Below are 14,668 nucleotides of genomic sequence, written 5' to 3'. Positions count from 1 at the left end.
GTGCCCGTTGGTCAGCGGTCCTGCCTCGTGTCCCATACCCGGAGCACGAAGATTGTGGTGGGGGGATCGGCGTATGCGGGTTTGATTTCGAGATGGATTTCGTATCGTCCGCCCAGGCACACCCACCTGTGAACCTCGCGGGGCGGCGGGCCGTCGTACCCGTCCAGTTCTTCCCCGAGCCGATGGTGGTGGTCCTCACCCAGCTTCTTCGCTTCGGCCAACAGTGCCTTTACTACCTTTCGCGCCACTGTGACGTCGTTGTAAAGCTTGACGTGATCAGCGATTTGACCGAGGTCGGACATGGCCTTGCTGGTCAGTTCAACAGGCACGGTCATGCACGCGTCACCGGCCGTTCGTTTTGCGTCCCGATGCTATCCGCCCACCCTTCGGCTTGCTCCATCGAAACCACACGGCCTGCGTCAACGTCGTCCAGGCCCTCCTGGATCAGACGTCGCCTTTCCTTTTCACGCGCCAAATACGCGATCAAGGCTTTCTTAATGATCCATTGCTTCGGGCGTTCGATCTGCTCGGCCAGGGCGTCAACCTCCTCGGCCAACGCCACGGGTACCTGCGCAGTCAGGGTCCGGGTTGTCGCTGTTGCGGTCATTGATGCCTCAATTATGAGTTTCCAATAGTTTCTATTGTAAAACAATAAATTGACTGTGGCGAATCGCCTGAAGGCCTGCGCCTTCCCCGCAAACGCTGTCACACAGCGTATCGGAGATGCCTCACTCCCACCTCCCTTCGGCAGAAATCGTCCTGTGGGCACGTGGACCATCCGCCGGCGTGTGTCAACCTGGACCGGAAAATGCTCAGCCGACTGGCCCACGCGCGGTCAATTCCGCCCTCTTAACTTCTGATGCAACGAGTTCAACATCCCGCCCTATTTTTCATGCTGACAAGTCGTACTCGACGGCCTGGTCCTATCAGCGAAAAGCCTTGCTCCTGGCCCGCGAGCTGTACAAAAATACAGTACTGTATTTTTGTACAGCACTGGCGGGATGATGGAGCATCTGGTCAGGGTCTACACCGAAAGCGACCGCCGAACGCTCGAATGGCTGCGTCGGCACGTCGGTGATTCCGCGATTGCAGTTACAGTCGAACGGTTTGCCGGATCCGGCAAACCTTATCTCTCTGCCGTTTGCAAACACCTGGGTGTCAAGACCCCGGTGTTTTCCGTTCCACACCAAACTCCCAGTCCGGTGGCCGAAGAGTCTCTTGCTGCGATCCGAAGCATTCTCCCCGCGCGTTCAGCGTCGATGGTTTCGAAACTCGGCGCTATGCGTTAGCGGTGGTTCCCGCTGGCTTGTATCAGCGTCAGGGAACAGAGCTGCTGCCCCAGTCTGGACCAGGACGATCCGCGAAATCATGTCGGTCATGGTATTAACCCGCCGTTGTCAATGGCTTGCTGTCCAGTTTGGGGCAAGCAGCGAACCTATCCAGTATGCACTACTAAAAAAAACTGAGATTAGTCCGCTCAAGTCGCGCTTTGCGCATTGACGGGCGCGTGATTGACCCCTGCGCCCACCTAATTGTCGGGCGCATCCCACCTGCCTGGCGCACGATGGACGCCGAAGGACACGCGTGGCCTTCGGTCGCGCATCCGCTTCAGTCCAGGTCTCACACAGAAAGGTACGGCGCCCTTTTCTCGATCGTATGATCCGCATCATGCGTCTCCTCGTATCGGCTTGCCACATCCGCCGTACACGTGACGGACCTGCGCTCACGACAACGTCGAAGGTTGTTGTAGGGAAATAAAATTATAATGGCGAGGCCCATTCATTTTCGGATCGGCCGCATGATGTGTCCCTCTCATGCTGCGAAAGAGCATTGGGCGTCCTGACCTTCTGGCATCAGACCCGCTGCTCCGCTCAAGCCGATCCATCGTATTCAGCCATGCATACTCAGTTCCGCTTTTCCTCCGCGGCTTTCGTGCTTGCGCTAGCGAGCGCACTGTCTGCGTGCTCGACGCCGAAGCCGCTTTACCAGCAAGAACAGTTCGACGCAGGCGATAGCCCCTATATGCACAGGTTCGACGCGAAGGCGGAACCCGCTTGTGAAGCCGCCCGCCGTGCGTTGCTCAGCCAGGGATATATCGCCAGTTCGACGAGGCCCGATTCGGTCGATGGATCGAAAAATTTCCAGCCCACCAGCGATTCGCACGCAGTGATTGAAATCCACGTGGTCTGCACAACCGACGACCCGAAAAGCACCAGCAGTACGGCGTACGTGAACGCGGTGCAGGATCGCTATGCGCTGAAGAAGAGCAACACGTCGGCTAGCGTCGGACTGAGCGTATTCGGATCGCTGTCGCTGCCGATCGGCTCGAGCGATGACTCGATGGTGAAGGTTGCGAGCGAGACGATTCCTGCCGGCGTTTTCTATCAGCGTTTCTTCGCGCTAGTCGATCACTACCTGAAGGCCGACTCCGCCCAGCCTGCCGCTGTTGCCACCGCTGCAGCGCCAAAGGAGGCGCTGCCATCGATAAACGACGCCGTGCCGCCAATCGGAGCAGCCCAGACAGGCGGTCGTGGTGCCGCTGACGACCACTGAGTTCGCGAGGGTATTGCCCTGATTCTGCGCAAGCGCCAGCCTCAATTGCTGGTACTGGCCTGCCGCCAGCGGCGCGCGGCCGAGATCGGTCAGAACGCCGTTGGTCAGCGACAGCAGATCGACCTTCTGCGGTGCCGGCAGCGCAATGTCGGTCCAGCCGCTGTCAGTATCGCCGGCTGTCGAGCTGGCGTTGACGCGCACTTTGTCGACCGTCACGTAGACGTGGTCGAAGCCACAGGACGGCGCATCGGTCATTGCGACGTGAAGGCGTACCTGTCGCCGGGCCTGCTCCGTCTCCACCACCGCCGCCACATCCGGACAGCATCACTGGCACAGCCAGCAAACCGGTCAATGTCTTCAGAATCGTCCTCATGGTGAAACAACGCCCCCTTGTTTTTGGTGGTCGAAGAATACAAAAAGGGGGACGGAAAACTTTAGACGATTTGCAACGAAGCGTAACTTCTTGCGCGGCATCCGGTGGCCGCAGGTTGCGATTGGCCAACATCGCATGCTGTTCGGCAACTAGACTGCGCCGTCAGACGACCTCATTGATTGGCTTCGAATGCTTTGTCGAGGTCGTTTCAACATGTTTCATCCGCTTACTTCGCCGGATTCTGGCGACGTGTTCCGCGCAGTCGCGACGCACGTCAATTTTCGTAGCGTGCATACGGTTGCGGGCGTGCGACGCTCATCGTCGCACGCCGAATGTTACAAAAAATTTCATGCCGCTGCCTTTCGTACGACCTAAATTCCTTTCCATTCCTCCAGGTGATCGTCATTAGCGCTGGACAGCGCGCCGAGATTGGCGAAATGCCGGGCACCAGGGAAGGTTGACTGTTCGTAGACGGAATCGTAGCCGACGCGCTGGCGGTCCCCAGCGCTGGCGGCCTGTGACATGGAAGCGGCAGTGGGTACCGGCGAACGACAACGGCGGAAAAGACTTTCCGGCAATGCCAACGTGGAAATTTCCGGCAAAGGGTGCAATGCCAATCGAGCTATCAGCTGCTGCCGTGCCGCTGCCGCTCGTCCTGTTACGGGTCGCATATAGATGAGGAGTCTTCCATGCGACGCAACAAGCCTGGTGCATTTCTGATCGGAATTCCCTTTGCCGCGATGCTGGCGGCCAGCACGACGAGCTGGGGCGCCCCCACGCTGGTCTCGGGTCCCAGCCCGTTTGCAAGCTGTACCGTTGGCGGACCCGGCACCGTCTACGTGAACGCGGAGGTCGAACCCTGGATGGCTGTGAATCCTGCCAATCCGTCGAACCTCATCGGGGCGTGGCAACAGGATCGCTGGTCGAACGGCGGTGCGCATGGGTTGGTTGCCGGCTTCTCGTTTGATGGTGGTCAGACATGGAAACAGACGAATCTGCCTTTCAGCGTGTGCGCAGGTGGACTCGGGTACGAGCGCGCCTCTGACCCTTGGGTATCCATTGGGCCGGACGGGACCGCCTACTCCGTATCGATCTCGTTTAACCAGTCCAACAACAACAATGCAGTCGCCGCGGCCGTTTCACGGGATGGCGGCCAAAGCTGGGGGAACCTGAGCGTCCTCATCGCCGACAACGAGCCCACGCTGCAGTTCTTCAACGACAAGGAGTCAGTGACGGCCAATCCCATCAAGGCAGGGGTCGCCTATGCAGTTTGGGACCGGCTCGAACTGCCGAACGGCAACCCATACGCCAACCTGCACACTGCCGCGTTCCGAGGGCCGTCGATGTTCTCGAAGACCGTCGACGGCGGTCTCACATGGAGTTCACCATCGGTCATCGTGAGCGTGCCGTCACGCCAGCAGACGATCGGCAACCAGATCGTGGTCAATTCGCAGGACGGGACACTGTATGACTTTTTCGACCTGATCAGTCCACCGTTCAAAAAATCGGCCGGCAAGGTTGCGTTCACCAAGTCGACCGACGATGGCGCAACGTGGACGAAACCGCAGATCATCGCCGGGCTGGAGACCGTCCCGGTCACGGATCCCAACACCGGCGAAGCGGTGCGCACCGGCGACATCATCCCCGAACCGGCGATCGATCCAGCGACGGGGCAACTCTACGTTGTCTGGCAGGACTCGCGTTTCAACGGCGGCCAGTATGACGAGATCGCCTTCTCGACGTCCACGAATGGCGGTGCATCGTGGACCGCGCCCATCCGGGTGAACACACCCTCAGGGCGGCCAGCGTTCAATCCGTCGGTTCGCGTGAATTCCGCAGGTACGGTCGCTGTCACGTACTACGATTTCCGCGACCTGGCGGCGGATAACAAGTCGACGCTGCCGACAAACTACTGGCAAACGACGTCGACCAACGGCGGGGGGAGCTTCGGCAGCGAGTTGCGACTGTCCGGTCCGTTCGATCTGAAAACGGCGCCGGTAGCGGAGGGATTCTTCCTGGGGGACTATTCAGGTTTGGACACGCGGGGAAATGCGTTCCTGTCGTTCTTTGTGCAGACGAACCCGGGCAACACCTCTAATCGCACGGATGTTTTCTTTGTTGCGCCGTAACGTCGGGTAGTCTGGCCGAGGCAGGCACAGACCGCCCAGATGCTGCTGGGCGGTCGTAGTCGGTTGAACGCGAGCGGCTGGTTTGGACGACGACGCGACAGACATCATCTGCGCACAAAGGTCCGTTGTCTGGACGGAACCGATGTTCGAACGTCCGTGTGAAACGGTGGAACAAAATCCGCAGAAGGCCGGCTGCTGGTGCACGGACCGGCAATCCGTGCGCCAGCACTCATCCGGCCAGTGACAAATTTCCTTCGCGTTGACCAAACACCTGTTCCCAAGGCGCGACCGCCATGGGAACCTCGCGTCGTCGCGAGTGGGCACTTTTACTGTCGCAACGGTGGCAGATTTAATCCGGTCTACGCGTAGCGAGCCTATTTTGCAGTCGACGGCATCACCGACGTCGCCGCCTTTCCCGACCACATCGGTGACATCCGCTTTGTCCGGCAGCTCCCCGGCAAGGTAGCCGGGCTGCGCAACATGAATGAACGCCCAAGAAGGCTCTACGCCACAGGCGAGATCGAGGCCGTGGACATGCGGGCGGCCGGCCAGCTGCTGCATGAGCAGATCAACCGGGTGCTCGATCTCGTTCGCTTCGAGTACGACCACGCGAACATCAGCGTCGCGGATGACTTTGCCGCGTGCCGCTCCACCGGCGGGTACTGGCGTGTGCTGCCGATTCCGAAGGTGGTGCCCAATCCGCGCGCGGCCGTCAGCGGCGAGGAGCTGCACCGGTTCGCCGGCAATGTCAGCCGCCTTGTGACCGGCGAGCGGTTTTCGCAGGAGGGGCGTGACAGGGGACTGGCCGCCTTCCGCCTGTATCGGACGGGCGCGGATACGACCAACTTCGAGAACAAGCTCGTCAACTGGTGGACCGGGCTGGAACAGCTTGCGAAGGGCGGAGGAGGAACCAGCTCGATCGGCGGGGCGGTCGAGTCAAGTCTGACGCCCGTGCTGATGGGGGTCTCGATCGCCAACCACCTCGGCGCCTATCGCGAGGTGTTGCTGGAGCAGTCGATCGAACTCGTCGATCCGGGCGACGGTCAGCCGGTCGCGCTCAAAGAACTGGACCTCGCGCAGCTCTACACTGTCCTTGCTCAACCGGCGCATCGCCAGACGATCAACGACCGGCTGCGGGACCTGCCGTTCACACAGATGCGCTTTGACCAGTTCATGGGTTTCCTCGCCTCGCCGACCGACATGAAGACAGTTCTTGCGTTCCGGTGCAAATCGGAGGAGCCGATAGGTTACGCTCGGGTGTTGACGAGCGCGAGCAGGCAATGAGTAAGCTGATAGACATCGACAGGCTGTTCAACGGCCGCCACTTTGACCGCGAAGTCATTGTCCTGTGTGTGCGTTGGTATCTGCGTTACAAGCTTAGCCTTCGAAACCTCGTTGAAATAATGGCCGAGCGCGGCCTGTCGCTGGCGCACACTACGATCATGCGCTGGGTAAAACGCTTCGCGCCGGAGTTCGTCAAGCGCTGGAATCGATTTGCGAGATCCGCTGGCCGTTCATGGCGAGTCGACGAGACGTATGTGAAGGTTCGTGGCAAATGGGCCTATCTTTACCGTGCAGTTGACCGCGCAGGAAAGACGGTCGACTTCCGGCTCAGCGCCAGGCGCGATGTCGCTGCGGCTAAGGCTTTCTTCGTGAAGGCGATCAACAGTCAAGGGCTCGCCCCGAAGACCATCACGCAGGACGGCTACGCGGCGTCTCACCGCGCGGTGCGCGAAATGAAGACTGACGAGTTGCTTCCCGAGGACACGACGTTGCGATCGTCGAAGTATTTGAACAACTTAATCGAGCAGGATCATCGCAACATCAAGTCCAGGGTCAATGCGATGCTCGGCTTCAAACGCTTCAGGAACGCCGCCGTTACTATCTCAGGCATCGAATTGATGCATCGCATTCGAAAGGGTCAGTTTAACCTCACACAGCTGCGCCTCAAAGATACCACTGCGCCTGCAGTTTGGATGGCAGTCCTCTCAGATCGATGATGTAACGGCGATTAGTCGTCTATCTTTCGCTCGCGCCGGTAATTTGCACCAGAGCCGGTCGGGTCGCATTCCGTATTGCGCTACTGGGATGGGAAGTTATGGCATGCAGATGGACAAGTCTGCAGTAAACAGGACTGGCCGCGCAGATTACAAAATCCAGTCCTGATACGGCAGACAAATCTAGCCCCCTCAGAAAACCCGCAACCAGTTATAAACGAAATTCTCAAGCATAGCGCCCATGCCGCGTCGCGCCATCAAGCTCAGGCATCTCGAGGAACCAGTGTGCTTCCTTCGAGATGAAATCAGGTTCGCCGTTGACCTCCACACGTCGATGTCGTTACACTTGATGTCTGGCCATCGCTCCTTCGCCTCCCGGCTCATGGATCTAAAGCAGATTCAGTATTTCATCGCGCTGTTCGAAGATGGCTCCGTAACGCGGGCCGCGAAGCGGCTCAATATCGTGCAGCCCGCGCTCAGCATGCAGATCTCCAAGCTTGAAACGGAACTGAACAGCCAGCTCTTTGAGCGCGGCCCGCATGGCATGACCCCCACCGACGCCGCACGGCAGATGTACCGCCTCTACATGCCGATCATGCGCGACATCGACCACGCGCGCGAGCAGCTCTGCCGGCACGATGTGATCGTGGCCGGGCGTATCTCGCTCGGGATGGTGGCGTCGGAAGCGCAGAGCGTCCTGCCGGAATCGCTCGCGCTATTCAACGCGCTCTACCCACATGTCGAGGTGTCGGTGGCCGATGGTTTCAGCGCGCAACTGATCGACGCGGTGGAAGCGGGCCGGCTCGACGCGGCCATCATCAACCGGCCCCGCGGGCGCCTGTCGCTCGATACGTCTCCACTGGTAGTCGAAGAGATGGTGCTCGTCACGAGCGCGGAACACGGCCCTGCGCTGCCCGACACCATTACGGCATCCGCGCTGATGGAGCTCGAGCTCGTGCTGCCGACGCGCCGCAACGGCCTGCGCGGCGTGCTCGACGCCGCGCTGCTGAATGCCGACATCGTGATCAAGCCGCAGTTCGAGATCGACCTGCTGACCACGATCGTGCAATTTGTCGAACAAAGCAGCATCGCGACGATCATGCCGCGCGTGGTCGTGCAGCGGAAGGTCGACGACAGCCTGCTGCGCGCGACCCCGATCTCGGCGCCGCGCATCGTGCGTCACATCGTTTGCGTGAGCCATCCGAAGCGGCCGATCGGTCCTGCCACGACCGAGCTCATCGACATCATCGCCGACCAGATCCGCCGCGTCACAACGGGGATCGAGATCGCGGACCCCGATCCGGCCAACGGCAACCAGGCGTGAGCCGCTTCGCTGGTGCTGTCCTTCCGCCGGCTGGCGCGCGTCGCTACGCGCATCGCTGCGGATAGCGAACGGCGCGACGCAAGTCGGCCTATCGCGCGCGGTCGCGCGATCAGTACGGGTCGCGCACCGGCGTGTTGTCGAGCTTGCCGAGCGTCTCCGGCACGACGAACGCGCCGATGAGAAATATCACGCTGATCGCGCCGACGAACACGGCAAGCGTCATCGGCAGATCGAGTGGCGTCTTCGCGACCAGCGAGACGAGCGTGGGCATCATCCCGCCGATCGCAAAGCCAATATTCCACGACAGACCCGTGCCGGTCGCGCGGATCGCCGTCGGAAACCGCTCGTTCAGGAAGATCAGAATCGGCGCATAACCTGCGCTGCCGAGCGCACTCAGGATGACCGCGTAGACACCGACCATCGTGATGGTCTGCGCCGTCGGCAACAGCAGGAACAGTGCGGGCAATGCAAACAGACGGATTGCGCCGAGCAGGATGAAGGTCCGTTTGCGGCCGATGAACGTGCTCAGGTGACCGGCCGCGACCGATGCGATTACCACGGCCACGCTGCACAACATAAGGATCGCAGCAGCCGTCCCATTCGGTGCGTGATTGACGACCTTGAGGAAGGTCGGCAGATAACCCGACGTCAGGTAATAGCCGCTGCCGCCGCCGATCGTCAGCAGCAGGTTGACGAACAGGATCGAACGATAGTCGCGCGAGAACAGCGTGCGGATCGGCGAACGAACCACCTCGACCGGCGCGTTACGCGTCTTGTCGGCGGCGGCACGCGCGGCCTTTTCCGCGGCAAGCTTTTTCCACAGCGGCGATTCTTCGAGACTGTTGAAGACGAAGAGTCCGAGCACCGAGCTGATGATCCCGGTGAAGAACATGCAGCGCCAGCCCCACACGTCGAACAGGTCGCCGGGAAACAGCGACGACATCGCGAGATACGTCAGCGAAGCGAGCAGCGCACCAAGGCCTGCCCCTCCGCCGCCAATCAGCCCCGACACCGCGCCGCGATACTTCAGCGCAACGGATTCCGTGCCGATCGTGTGCGTCGACGCCACCACGCCGCCGACGAATACGCCCTGCACGAGACGCAGCAGCAGAAAGAGCACCGGCGCGATCACGCCCACCTGTGCAACGGTCGGCAGCAAACCGAACGCCGCCGTCGACAGACCGACACCGACCACCGCGAGAATCATCGCGCCCTTGCGGCCGCGCCGGTCCGCATACGAGCCGAACAACGCGGATCCGAGCGGCCGCATCAGCAGCGTGACGGCGAACGACGCATACACCGCGGCGAGCGACAGCATCGCGTGTTCGGAGGGGAAGAACAACCGGCCGACCACCGGTGCGACGAACAACAGGACGAACAGATCGAACAGATCGAGCGCCCATCCCAGACACGAGGCTACCACTGCGCCCATCACCTGCCGCCTGTTGATTGCGGGCACGGCGGCGCCACTTTGCGCTGCAACGGACATCATCATCTCCTAAGTTAATACCGGGCTGGCCCAGATGTGAACTCACCCGATGTGCGACGCGCTTCGGCCTCGTGAAAGGCACGGCGCGCTCTTGTTACGTTGACGAAAATCGTTATGACGTCAGGCGAGCCAGACCGCGCTGGTCTTGCGCCGCAAACTGCGTCTTGCCGAGCATCGCGTCGGCGATCTTCTCGGCGATCATGATGGTCGGAATGTTCGTGTTGGCTGACGGCAGACGCGGCATCAGCGAAGCATCGACCACCCGTAGCCCATGCGCGCCATGCACTCGCCCTTCGGTATCCGTCACGGCGCTGCGCTCGCGCGCGTCGCCCATCCGGCAAGTACCGCTCGCATGCCAGACGCCGAACACGTTCGCGCGAATGAAGTCGTTCAATGCGCGCTCGTTTGTGAGTACCGACGACATCTGCACGCCGCGCGTGAAGAAGCGTTCGATCAACGCCCGACGCATCGGTGCGGGTGTATCGAGCAGCAGCCCCAGCAGCGACGTGATCACCGCATTGGCTTTACTCACGCGGCTCAACGCCTTCACGCGCGGCGAAAAAGCGGCGGGGAAAAAGTCGCGCTGATCCTCGCTCAGGCCCGAGGCCGCGACCACACGCGCCAACATGCGCACGCCCGCGGCGAGCCGCGCGACATCGCGTTCGTCGTCGAGCAGATTTAGATCGACCTGCGGTGCGGCGACCGGATCGCTCGAAACGAGTTGCACGCGGCCGCGCGAATACGGACGGTTGCACCACAGGAAAAACAGGCCAAGCCGGCTACCGAGTGCATGCCACGCGGCGCGCGTCGCGCTCGACAGGTACAGATCGGACGCCTCGCAATCCGCGACGCCCGACGTGAATCGCGCTGCCGTCATGCTGGCGCGGCGCCGCGCGAGCGGCATGCGAAAGCGCGGCTCGAGAAAATGACAGAACGTCAGCGACGGATGGTCCTGCAGATTCCGCCCGACGCCCGGCAGATCGAGCACACACTCGATGCCGAGTGCGCGCAGTTCGCTCGCGTCGCCCACGCCCGCGCGCATCAGCAGTGCCGGCGACTGCAACGCGCCGGCGCACACGATCGTCTCCCGCGCCTTGAAGCGCAGTCGCTCGCCGTGCGGCGAAACGGCAAGCACGCCGCGTGCGGCCACCCTTTCCATCACGATGCGCTCGACGCGCAGGTTCGAAAAGATATGCAGGTTCGGCCGCTTGCGTGTTTCTGCATCGAGATAGGCGACCGCGGTCGATACGCGCCGGTCGTCGCGATTCGAAAACGCGCCCGGAAAATAGCCGTCGTCGAACTGCGCGTTCTGGTCCTGCAACGCCGCGAAGCCGTTGCTGCGCAATCCGTGGGCGAACGCGTTGCAAAACGGCGGCCACTGCTGCGGCATGATGCGGCGGATCGGCACCGGTCCATCCGCACCGTGCAGCGGACCATATGGAAAGTCGACGTCGCTCTCGAGCTTGCGAAAATACGGCAGCACGTCATCCCACGCCCAGCCTGCCGCACCGCTCGCGGCCCAGTCGTCGTCGTCCCGCGGCAGGCCGCGATTGGCCGACTGCACGTTGATGCTCGAACCGCCACCCATCACGCGGCCCTGCTCATAGACTTTAGCCGCCGACTTCCGCGTGGCCTTCGCCTTGAGCTCAGGCCAGATCCAGGTCTCCCCGCAGAAAACAGGCATCGGGTAGCTGTCGAGGATCGCCTCCGGCACCGCGCCCGGCGGCGTATCCGCACCCGCCTCGATCAATGCGACGCTCACCGACGGCACGGCCGACAGCCGATGCGCGAGCACGGATCCTGCCGACCCACCGCCGACGATCACATAATCGAAACGCGCGCTTACCCGCTCCATGCCTGTCTCCTGAATTGCTCGATCTATGCGCTGCTATCAGCTACCGCGAAACACGGGCTTGCGTTTGCCATGAAACGCTTCGACGCCTTCACGGAAATCGTCCGAACTGCGCAGCCGGCTATAGCAATGTCCTTCCAGTTCGATCGCGATCGAAAGCGGCGCGTCTTCGGTGTCGTTCAGCAGCTTCTTCGCAGTACGCTGCGCGAGCGGCGAGAAGGCGCGCAACTCGTCGACGAGTGCATCGGTCGCGGCTTCGAGCTCCGCATCGGGCACGCAGTCGACCGCGATGCCCCAGTCATACGCCTGCTTGCCCGGAATGCGGCGCGAGCGCATCACGATGTCCTTCGTGCGGCCGACGCCGACCATCTTCTGCAGACGCGCCGAGCCGCCCGAACCCGGAATCTGGCCGAGCTTCTGTTCCGGCAGTGCGTAGAAGCTGGTGTCGGTCGCGATGCGGAAATCACAGGCGAGCGACAGTTCGAAACCGACGCCGAAGCAGAAGCCGCGATTGGCCGCGATCACCGGCTTCGAGCACCGTGCGGGCGCGGCGACATTCCACGCCAACTTCGACACGTGTTCCGGCGACGCTTCGAGAAAGCCCTTGATGTCGCCGCCGCTCGAGAAGTGCTCGCCTTTCGCACGCAGCACGATCACGCGGACGCGGTCGTCCTCGTCGAGTGCTTCGAATGCGGCGCGCAGCTGGTCGCGTGCATGCATCGAGATCACGTTGAACGGCGGGCGGTGCAGCATGATGTCGGCGCGTTCGCGCGCGGCGTCGATTTCGATCGAGAAGCCGTCGAGTTCCTGCAGCAGCGTCTGGCCGCGATGAGTCAGGTCAGTCATGTGTTACTCCTTTTGTGGTTCTGTCAGGTTGTGCGGCGCCGTGCTCCGGTTCGTACTCGCCCGCGGAAAGCTTGCGGCGCAGGATCTTGCCGACCGGCGATTTCGGAATGTCGTCGACAAACACGTATTCGCGCGGGCGCTTGAAGTTGACGAGATCGGAGGTCCGGCAAAAGTCATCGAGCGCCTGGGCTTCGACGTATTCGCTGCGCTTGATGAAGGCGACAACACGCTGCCCCCAGCGCTCGTCTTTCACGCCAGCGACGGCCACTTCGTCCACCGCCGGATGCAGCGACAACACCGATTCGATATCGACTGGCGAGATGTTCTCGCCGCCGCTGATAATCATGTCGTCGACGCGGCCCGATACGAAGAGATCGCCGTCGTTATCGAAGTAGCCGGTGTCGCCGGTGAAATACCAGCCGTCGCGCAACGACTTCGCGTTCGCGTCAGGCCGGTTCCAGTAGCCTTCGAACGACTCGTCGCCGAGCAGGTCCGCAATGATCTGGCCTTCTTCGCCGGTTTGCGCGAGTTCGTCGGGCGACGTCGCGTCGAGCTTCACGACGCGCAGCCGCGTATTGACGCCGGCGCGGCCCGCGCTGCCGGGTTTCAGCGTCGCGTCCTGATCGATACTGAACGTGTAGACCTCGGACGAGCCGTAGTGATTGACGAACAGTTCCGGCTTGAAAGCAGCCGAAAGACGCTTCAGCAGACCGTCGTTCATCGGCGCGCCGGCAAAGCCGAGTTTCGTCACCGAACTTTTGTCGGTGCGCGCGAACTCCGGTGCGGCCAGCAGATCGTGATAGAGCGTGGGCACCAGGTACAGACACGTCAGCCGGTACGTGCAGATGGAATCGAGCGCAAGGGTCGCATTCCAGCGGCGAACGCAGACGAACAGCCCGTCGACGAGTGCCATCGCCAGCAGCGAGCGCACGCCCATCGTGTGATAGAGCGGCATCACGCCGAGCGTGCGTTCGCCGTGGCGATAGAGGTTCTGTGCGACGTGCGCGAGCGCGGCGGCGCGTTCGTGGCGATGCCGGCGCGGCACGCCCTTCGCCTTGCCCGTGGTGCCGGACGTGTAGAGGATCAGCGAGTAGTCTTCCGCGGTGGCCGCAGCAACAGCTGCGCCTTCGCGCCGACGCTCGCCCAGCAGTGCATCGAACGAAATCGACGCGCCCGCCGCATCGTCCAGCGCAATGCGCGCAACGGCCTTCGCGGCGGCGCTTTGCGTGACGGCTTCGGCGCAAACCGGCTCGTACACGATGGCTTTGACGCCCGCATCGGTCACGCAGTAATCGAGCTCATCGGGTTTCGCCCGCCAGTTCAGCGGCACGATCGCCACGCCGGCGAACTGGCACGCCCAGTGCAGCGTCGCCATTTCCCAGCGATTTTGCAGCACGACGAGCAGACGGTCGCCGTGTGCGAGGCCGAGTTCGTGCAGACCGTCCGCAACGTTCAGGATGATCCGGTGCCACTGCGCATACGTGAGCGTCAGTTCACCATCGACGAGCGCCAGCGCGTTCGGGCTGCGCTCCACGCTTTGCAGAAAGGTTCGGCCGAGATCAAGCATCGCTCGTCTCCTTCTCTTCCTGCGCCTGGCGCCGGCGCGCCGCCACATCGAGCACGGCGGCGACGATCGGCGTATAGCCTGTACAGCGGCACAGATGGCCCGACAGCATGTCGCGCACCTGCGCCTCGTTTGGATCCGGTACGCGCTTCAGATAGTCGGCGCACGACATCAGAATGCCGGCGGTGCAAAAGCCGCACTGCAGCGCGTGATGACGCTGGAACGCCTGCTGAAGGTCGCCGAGCGTCTGGTCGGGCGCGAGGCCTTCTACCGTATCGATGCGGCGGCCGTCCGCCTGCAACGCGAGCATCAGGCACGAACGTCCCGCCACACCGTCGATATGAACCGTGCAGGCGCCGCACACGCCGTGTTCGCATCCGACGTGCGTGCCGGTTGCGCCCAGTTCGTGCCGCAGAAGATCGGACAGCAGATCGCGCGGCTCGCAATAGCCGCTCCGTTCGCGGCCGTTGAGCGTCAAGGTGATTCGCCGCCGTTCGCCGCGCGGTTGTATGCCCTGCGGCATCGTATTAACAGGGGTCTT

11 protein-coding genes and 2 pseudogenes are annotated in these 14,668 nt (G+C 62.0%); 5 read left to right on the top strand and 8 right to left on the bottom strand.

Annotated features, from left to right (window positions below):
- Positions 1-11 precede the first annotated feature (11 nt).
- On the bottom strand, positions 12-335 hold the full coding sequence (locus M0D67_RS16495; protein ID WP_154567052.1) for a type II toxin-antitoxin system RelE/ParE family toxin: 324 nt from the start codon (positions 333-335) through the stop codon (positions 12-14).
- The gene (locus M0D67_RS16490; RefSeq protein WP_154567051.1) at positions 332-607 is read right to left on the bottom strand and encodes a CopG family ribbon-helix-helix protein; all 276 of its coding nucleotides are present in this window, start codon (positions 605-607) and stop codon (positions 332-334) included. Before M0D67_RS16490 ends, M0D67_RS16495 begins: the two co-directional genes overlap by 4 nt.
- A gap of 1,289 nt (positions 608-1,896) precedes the next feature.
- Here M0D67_RS16490 and M0D67_RS16480 point away from each other — a divergent pair.
- Positions 1,897-2,436: pseudogene (locus tag M0D67_RS16480) on the top strand (DUF2242 domain-containing protein); the annotation flags it as partial.
- Positions 2,437-2,529: 93 nt separating this feature from the next.
- Here M0D67_RS16480 and M0D67_RS16475 read toward each other — a convergent pair.
- Positions 2,530-2,926, bottom strand: a pseudogene (locus tag M0D67_RS16475) (DUF4382 domain-containing protein); the annotation flags it as partial.
- Positions 2,927-3,615: 689 nt separating this feature from the next.
- Here M0D67_RS16475 and M0D67_RS16470 point away from each other — a divergent pair.
- From M0D67_RS16470 to M0D67_RS16455, 4 genes are all read left to right on the top strand, one after another.
- The gene (locus tag M0D67_RS16470; protein WP_171929232.1) at positions 3,616-5,055 is read left to right on the top strand and encodes a sialidase family protein; all 1,440 of its coding nucleotides are present in this window, start codon (positions 3,616-3,618) and stop codon (positions 5,053-5,055) included.
- A gap of 480 nt (positions 5,056-5,535) precedes the next feature.
- On the top strand, positions 5,536-6,339 hold the full coding sequence (locus M0D67_RS16465) for a hypothetical protein (RefSeq protein ID WP_154567048.1): 804 nt from the start codon (positions 5,536-5,538) through the stop codon (positions 6,337-6,339).
- Positions 6,336-7,055, top strand: coding sequence for an IS6 family transposase (locus M0D67_RS16460; protein WP_154567047.1), 720 nt, complete (start codon positions 6,336-6,338; stop codon positions 7,053-7,055). Before M0D67_RS16465 ends, M0D67_RS16460 begins: the two co-directional genes overlap by 4 nt.
- 379 nt (positions 7,056-7,434) lie before the next feature.
- Positions 7,435-8,376 carry a LysR family transcriptional regulator gene (locus M0D67_RS16455; RefSeq protein WP_154567055.1) on the top strand — a complete coding sequence of 314 codons (942 nt, stop codon included), beginning with the start codon at positions 7,435-7,437 and terminating at the stop codon, positions 8,374-8,376.
- A gap of 109 nt (positions 8,377-8,485) precedes the next feature.
- Here the strand turns inward: M0D67_RS16455 and M0D67_RS16450 are convergent, their stop codons facing one another.
- From M0D67_RS16450 to M0D67_RS16430, 5 genes are all read right to left on the bottom strand, one after another.
- The gene (locus M0D67_RS16450; protein ID WP_266239189.1) at positions 8,486-9,865 is read right to left on the bottom strand and encodes an MFS transporter; all 1,380 of its coding nucleotides are present in this window, start codon (positions 9,863-9,865) and stop codon (positions 8,486-8,488) included.
- Between the two features lie 112 nt (positions 9,866-9,977).
- Entirely contained in the window at positions 9,978-11,720 is a 1,743-nt protein-coding gene (locus M0D67_RS16445) for a GMC family oxidoreductase (RefSeq protein ID WP_266239188.1), read from the bottom strand.
- Between the two features lie 36 nt (positions 11,721-11,756).
- Positions 11,757-12,563: an enoyl-CoA hydratase/isomerase family protein gene (locus M0D67_RS16440; protein WP_154567045.1), complete on the bottom strand. Its 807-nt coding sequence runs from the start codon at positions 12,561-12,563 to the stop codon at positions 11,757-11,759.
- Complete coding sequence (locus M0D67_RS16435) at positions 12,556-14,130, bottom strand: AMP-binding protein (protein ID WP_154567044.1); 1,575 nt, start codon at positions 14,128-14,130, stop codon at positions 12,556-12,558. The genes M0D67_RS16440 and M0D67_RS16435 overlap by 8 nt, the downstream gene beginning before the upstream one ends.
- A complete protein-coding gene (locus M0D67_RS16430; protein ID WP_154567054.1) occupies positions 14,123-14,650 on the bottom strand; it encodes a (2Fe-2S)-binding protein in 528 nt (175 codons plus the stop codon). Before M0D67_RS16430 ends, M0D67_RS16435 begins: the two co-directional genes overlap by 8 nt.
- Between the last annotated feature and the right edge of the window lie 18 nt (positions 14,651-14,668).

This window comes from Paraburkholderia sp. SECH4, assembly GCF_030511745.1.
Taxonomy (GTDB): Bacteria; Pseudomonadota; Gammaproteobacteria; order Burkholderiales; family Burkholderiaceae; genus Paraburkholderia; species Paraburkholderia madseniana.
Note: the sequence above shows the minus strand (reverse complement) of the source record. Positions and strands in the feature narration are given on the sequence as shown.

What these genes read in the sequence shown, in the direction of transcription:
- M0D67_RS16495 (WP_154567052.1), bottom strand. Translation starts at nt 335, where the DNA reads ATGACCGTGCCTGTTGAACTGACCAGCAAGGCCATGTCCGACCTCGGT.
- M0D67_RS16490 (WP_154567051.1), bottom strand. Translation starts at nt 607, where the DNA reads ATGACCGCAACAGCGACAACCCGGACCCTGACTGCGCAGGTACCCGTG.
- M0D67_RS16470 (WP_171929232.1), top strand. Translation starts at nt 3,616, where the DNA reads ATGCGACGCAACAAGCCTGGTGCATTTCTGATCGGAATTCCCTTTGCC.
- M0D67_RS16465 (WP_154567048.1), top strand. Translation starts at nt 5,536, where the DNA reads ATGAATGAACGCCCAAGAAGGCTCTACGCCACAGGCGAGATCGAGGCC.
- M0D67_RS16460 (WP_154567047.1), top strand. Translation starts at nt 6,336, where the DNA reads ATGAGTAAGCTGATAGACATCGACAGGCTGTTCAACGGCCGCCACTTT.
- M0D67_RS16455 (WP_154567055.1), top strand. Translation starts at nt 7,435, where the DNA reads ATGGATCTAAAGCAGATTCAGTATTTCATCGCGCTGTTCGAAGATGGC.
- M0D67_RS16450 (WP_266239189.1), bottom strand. Translation starts at nt 9,865, where the DNA reads ATGTCCGTTGCAGCGCAAAGTGGCGCCGCCGTGCCCGCAATCAACAGG.
- M0D67_RS16445 (WP_266239188.1), bottom strand. Translation starts at nt 11,720, where the DNA reads ATGGAGCGGGTAAGCGCGCGTTTCGATTATGTGATCGTCGGCGGTGGG.
- M0D67_RS16440 (WP_154567045.1), bottom strand. Translation starts at nt 12,563, where the DNA reads ATGACTGACCTGACTCATCGCGGCCAGACGCTGCTGCAGGAACTCGAC.
- M0D67_RS16435 (WP_154567044.1), bottom strand. Translation starts at nt 14,130, where the DNA reads ATGCTTGATCTCGGCCGAACCTTTCTGCAAAGCGTGGAGCGCAGCCCG.
- M0D67_RS16430 (WP_154567054.1), bottom strand. Translation starts at nt 14,650, where the DNA reads ATGCCGCAGGGCATACAACCGCGCGGCGAACGGCGGCGAATCACCTTG.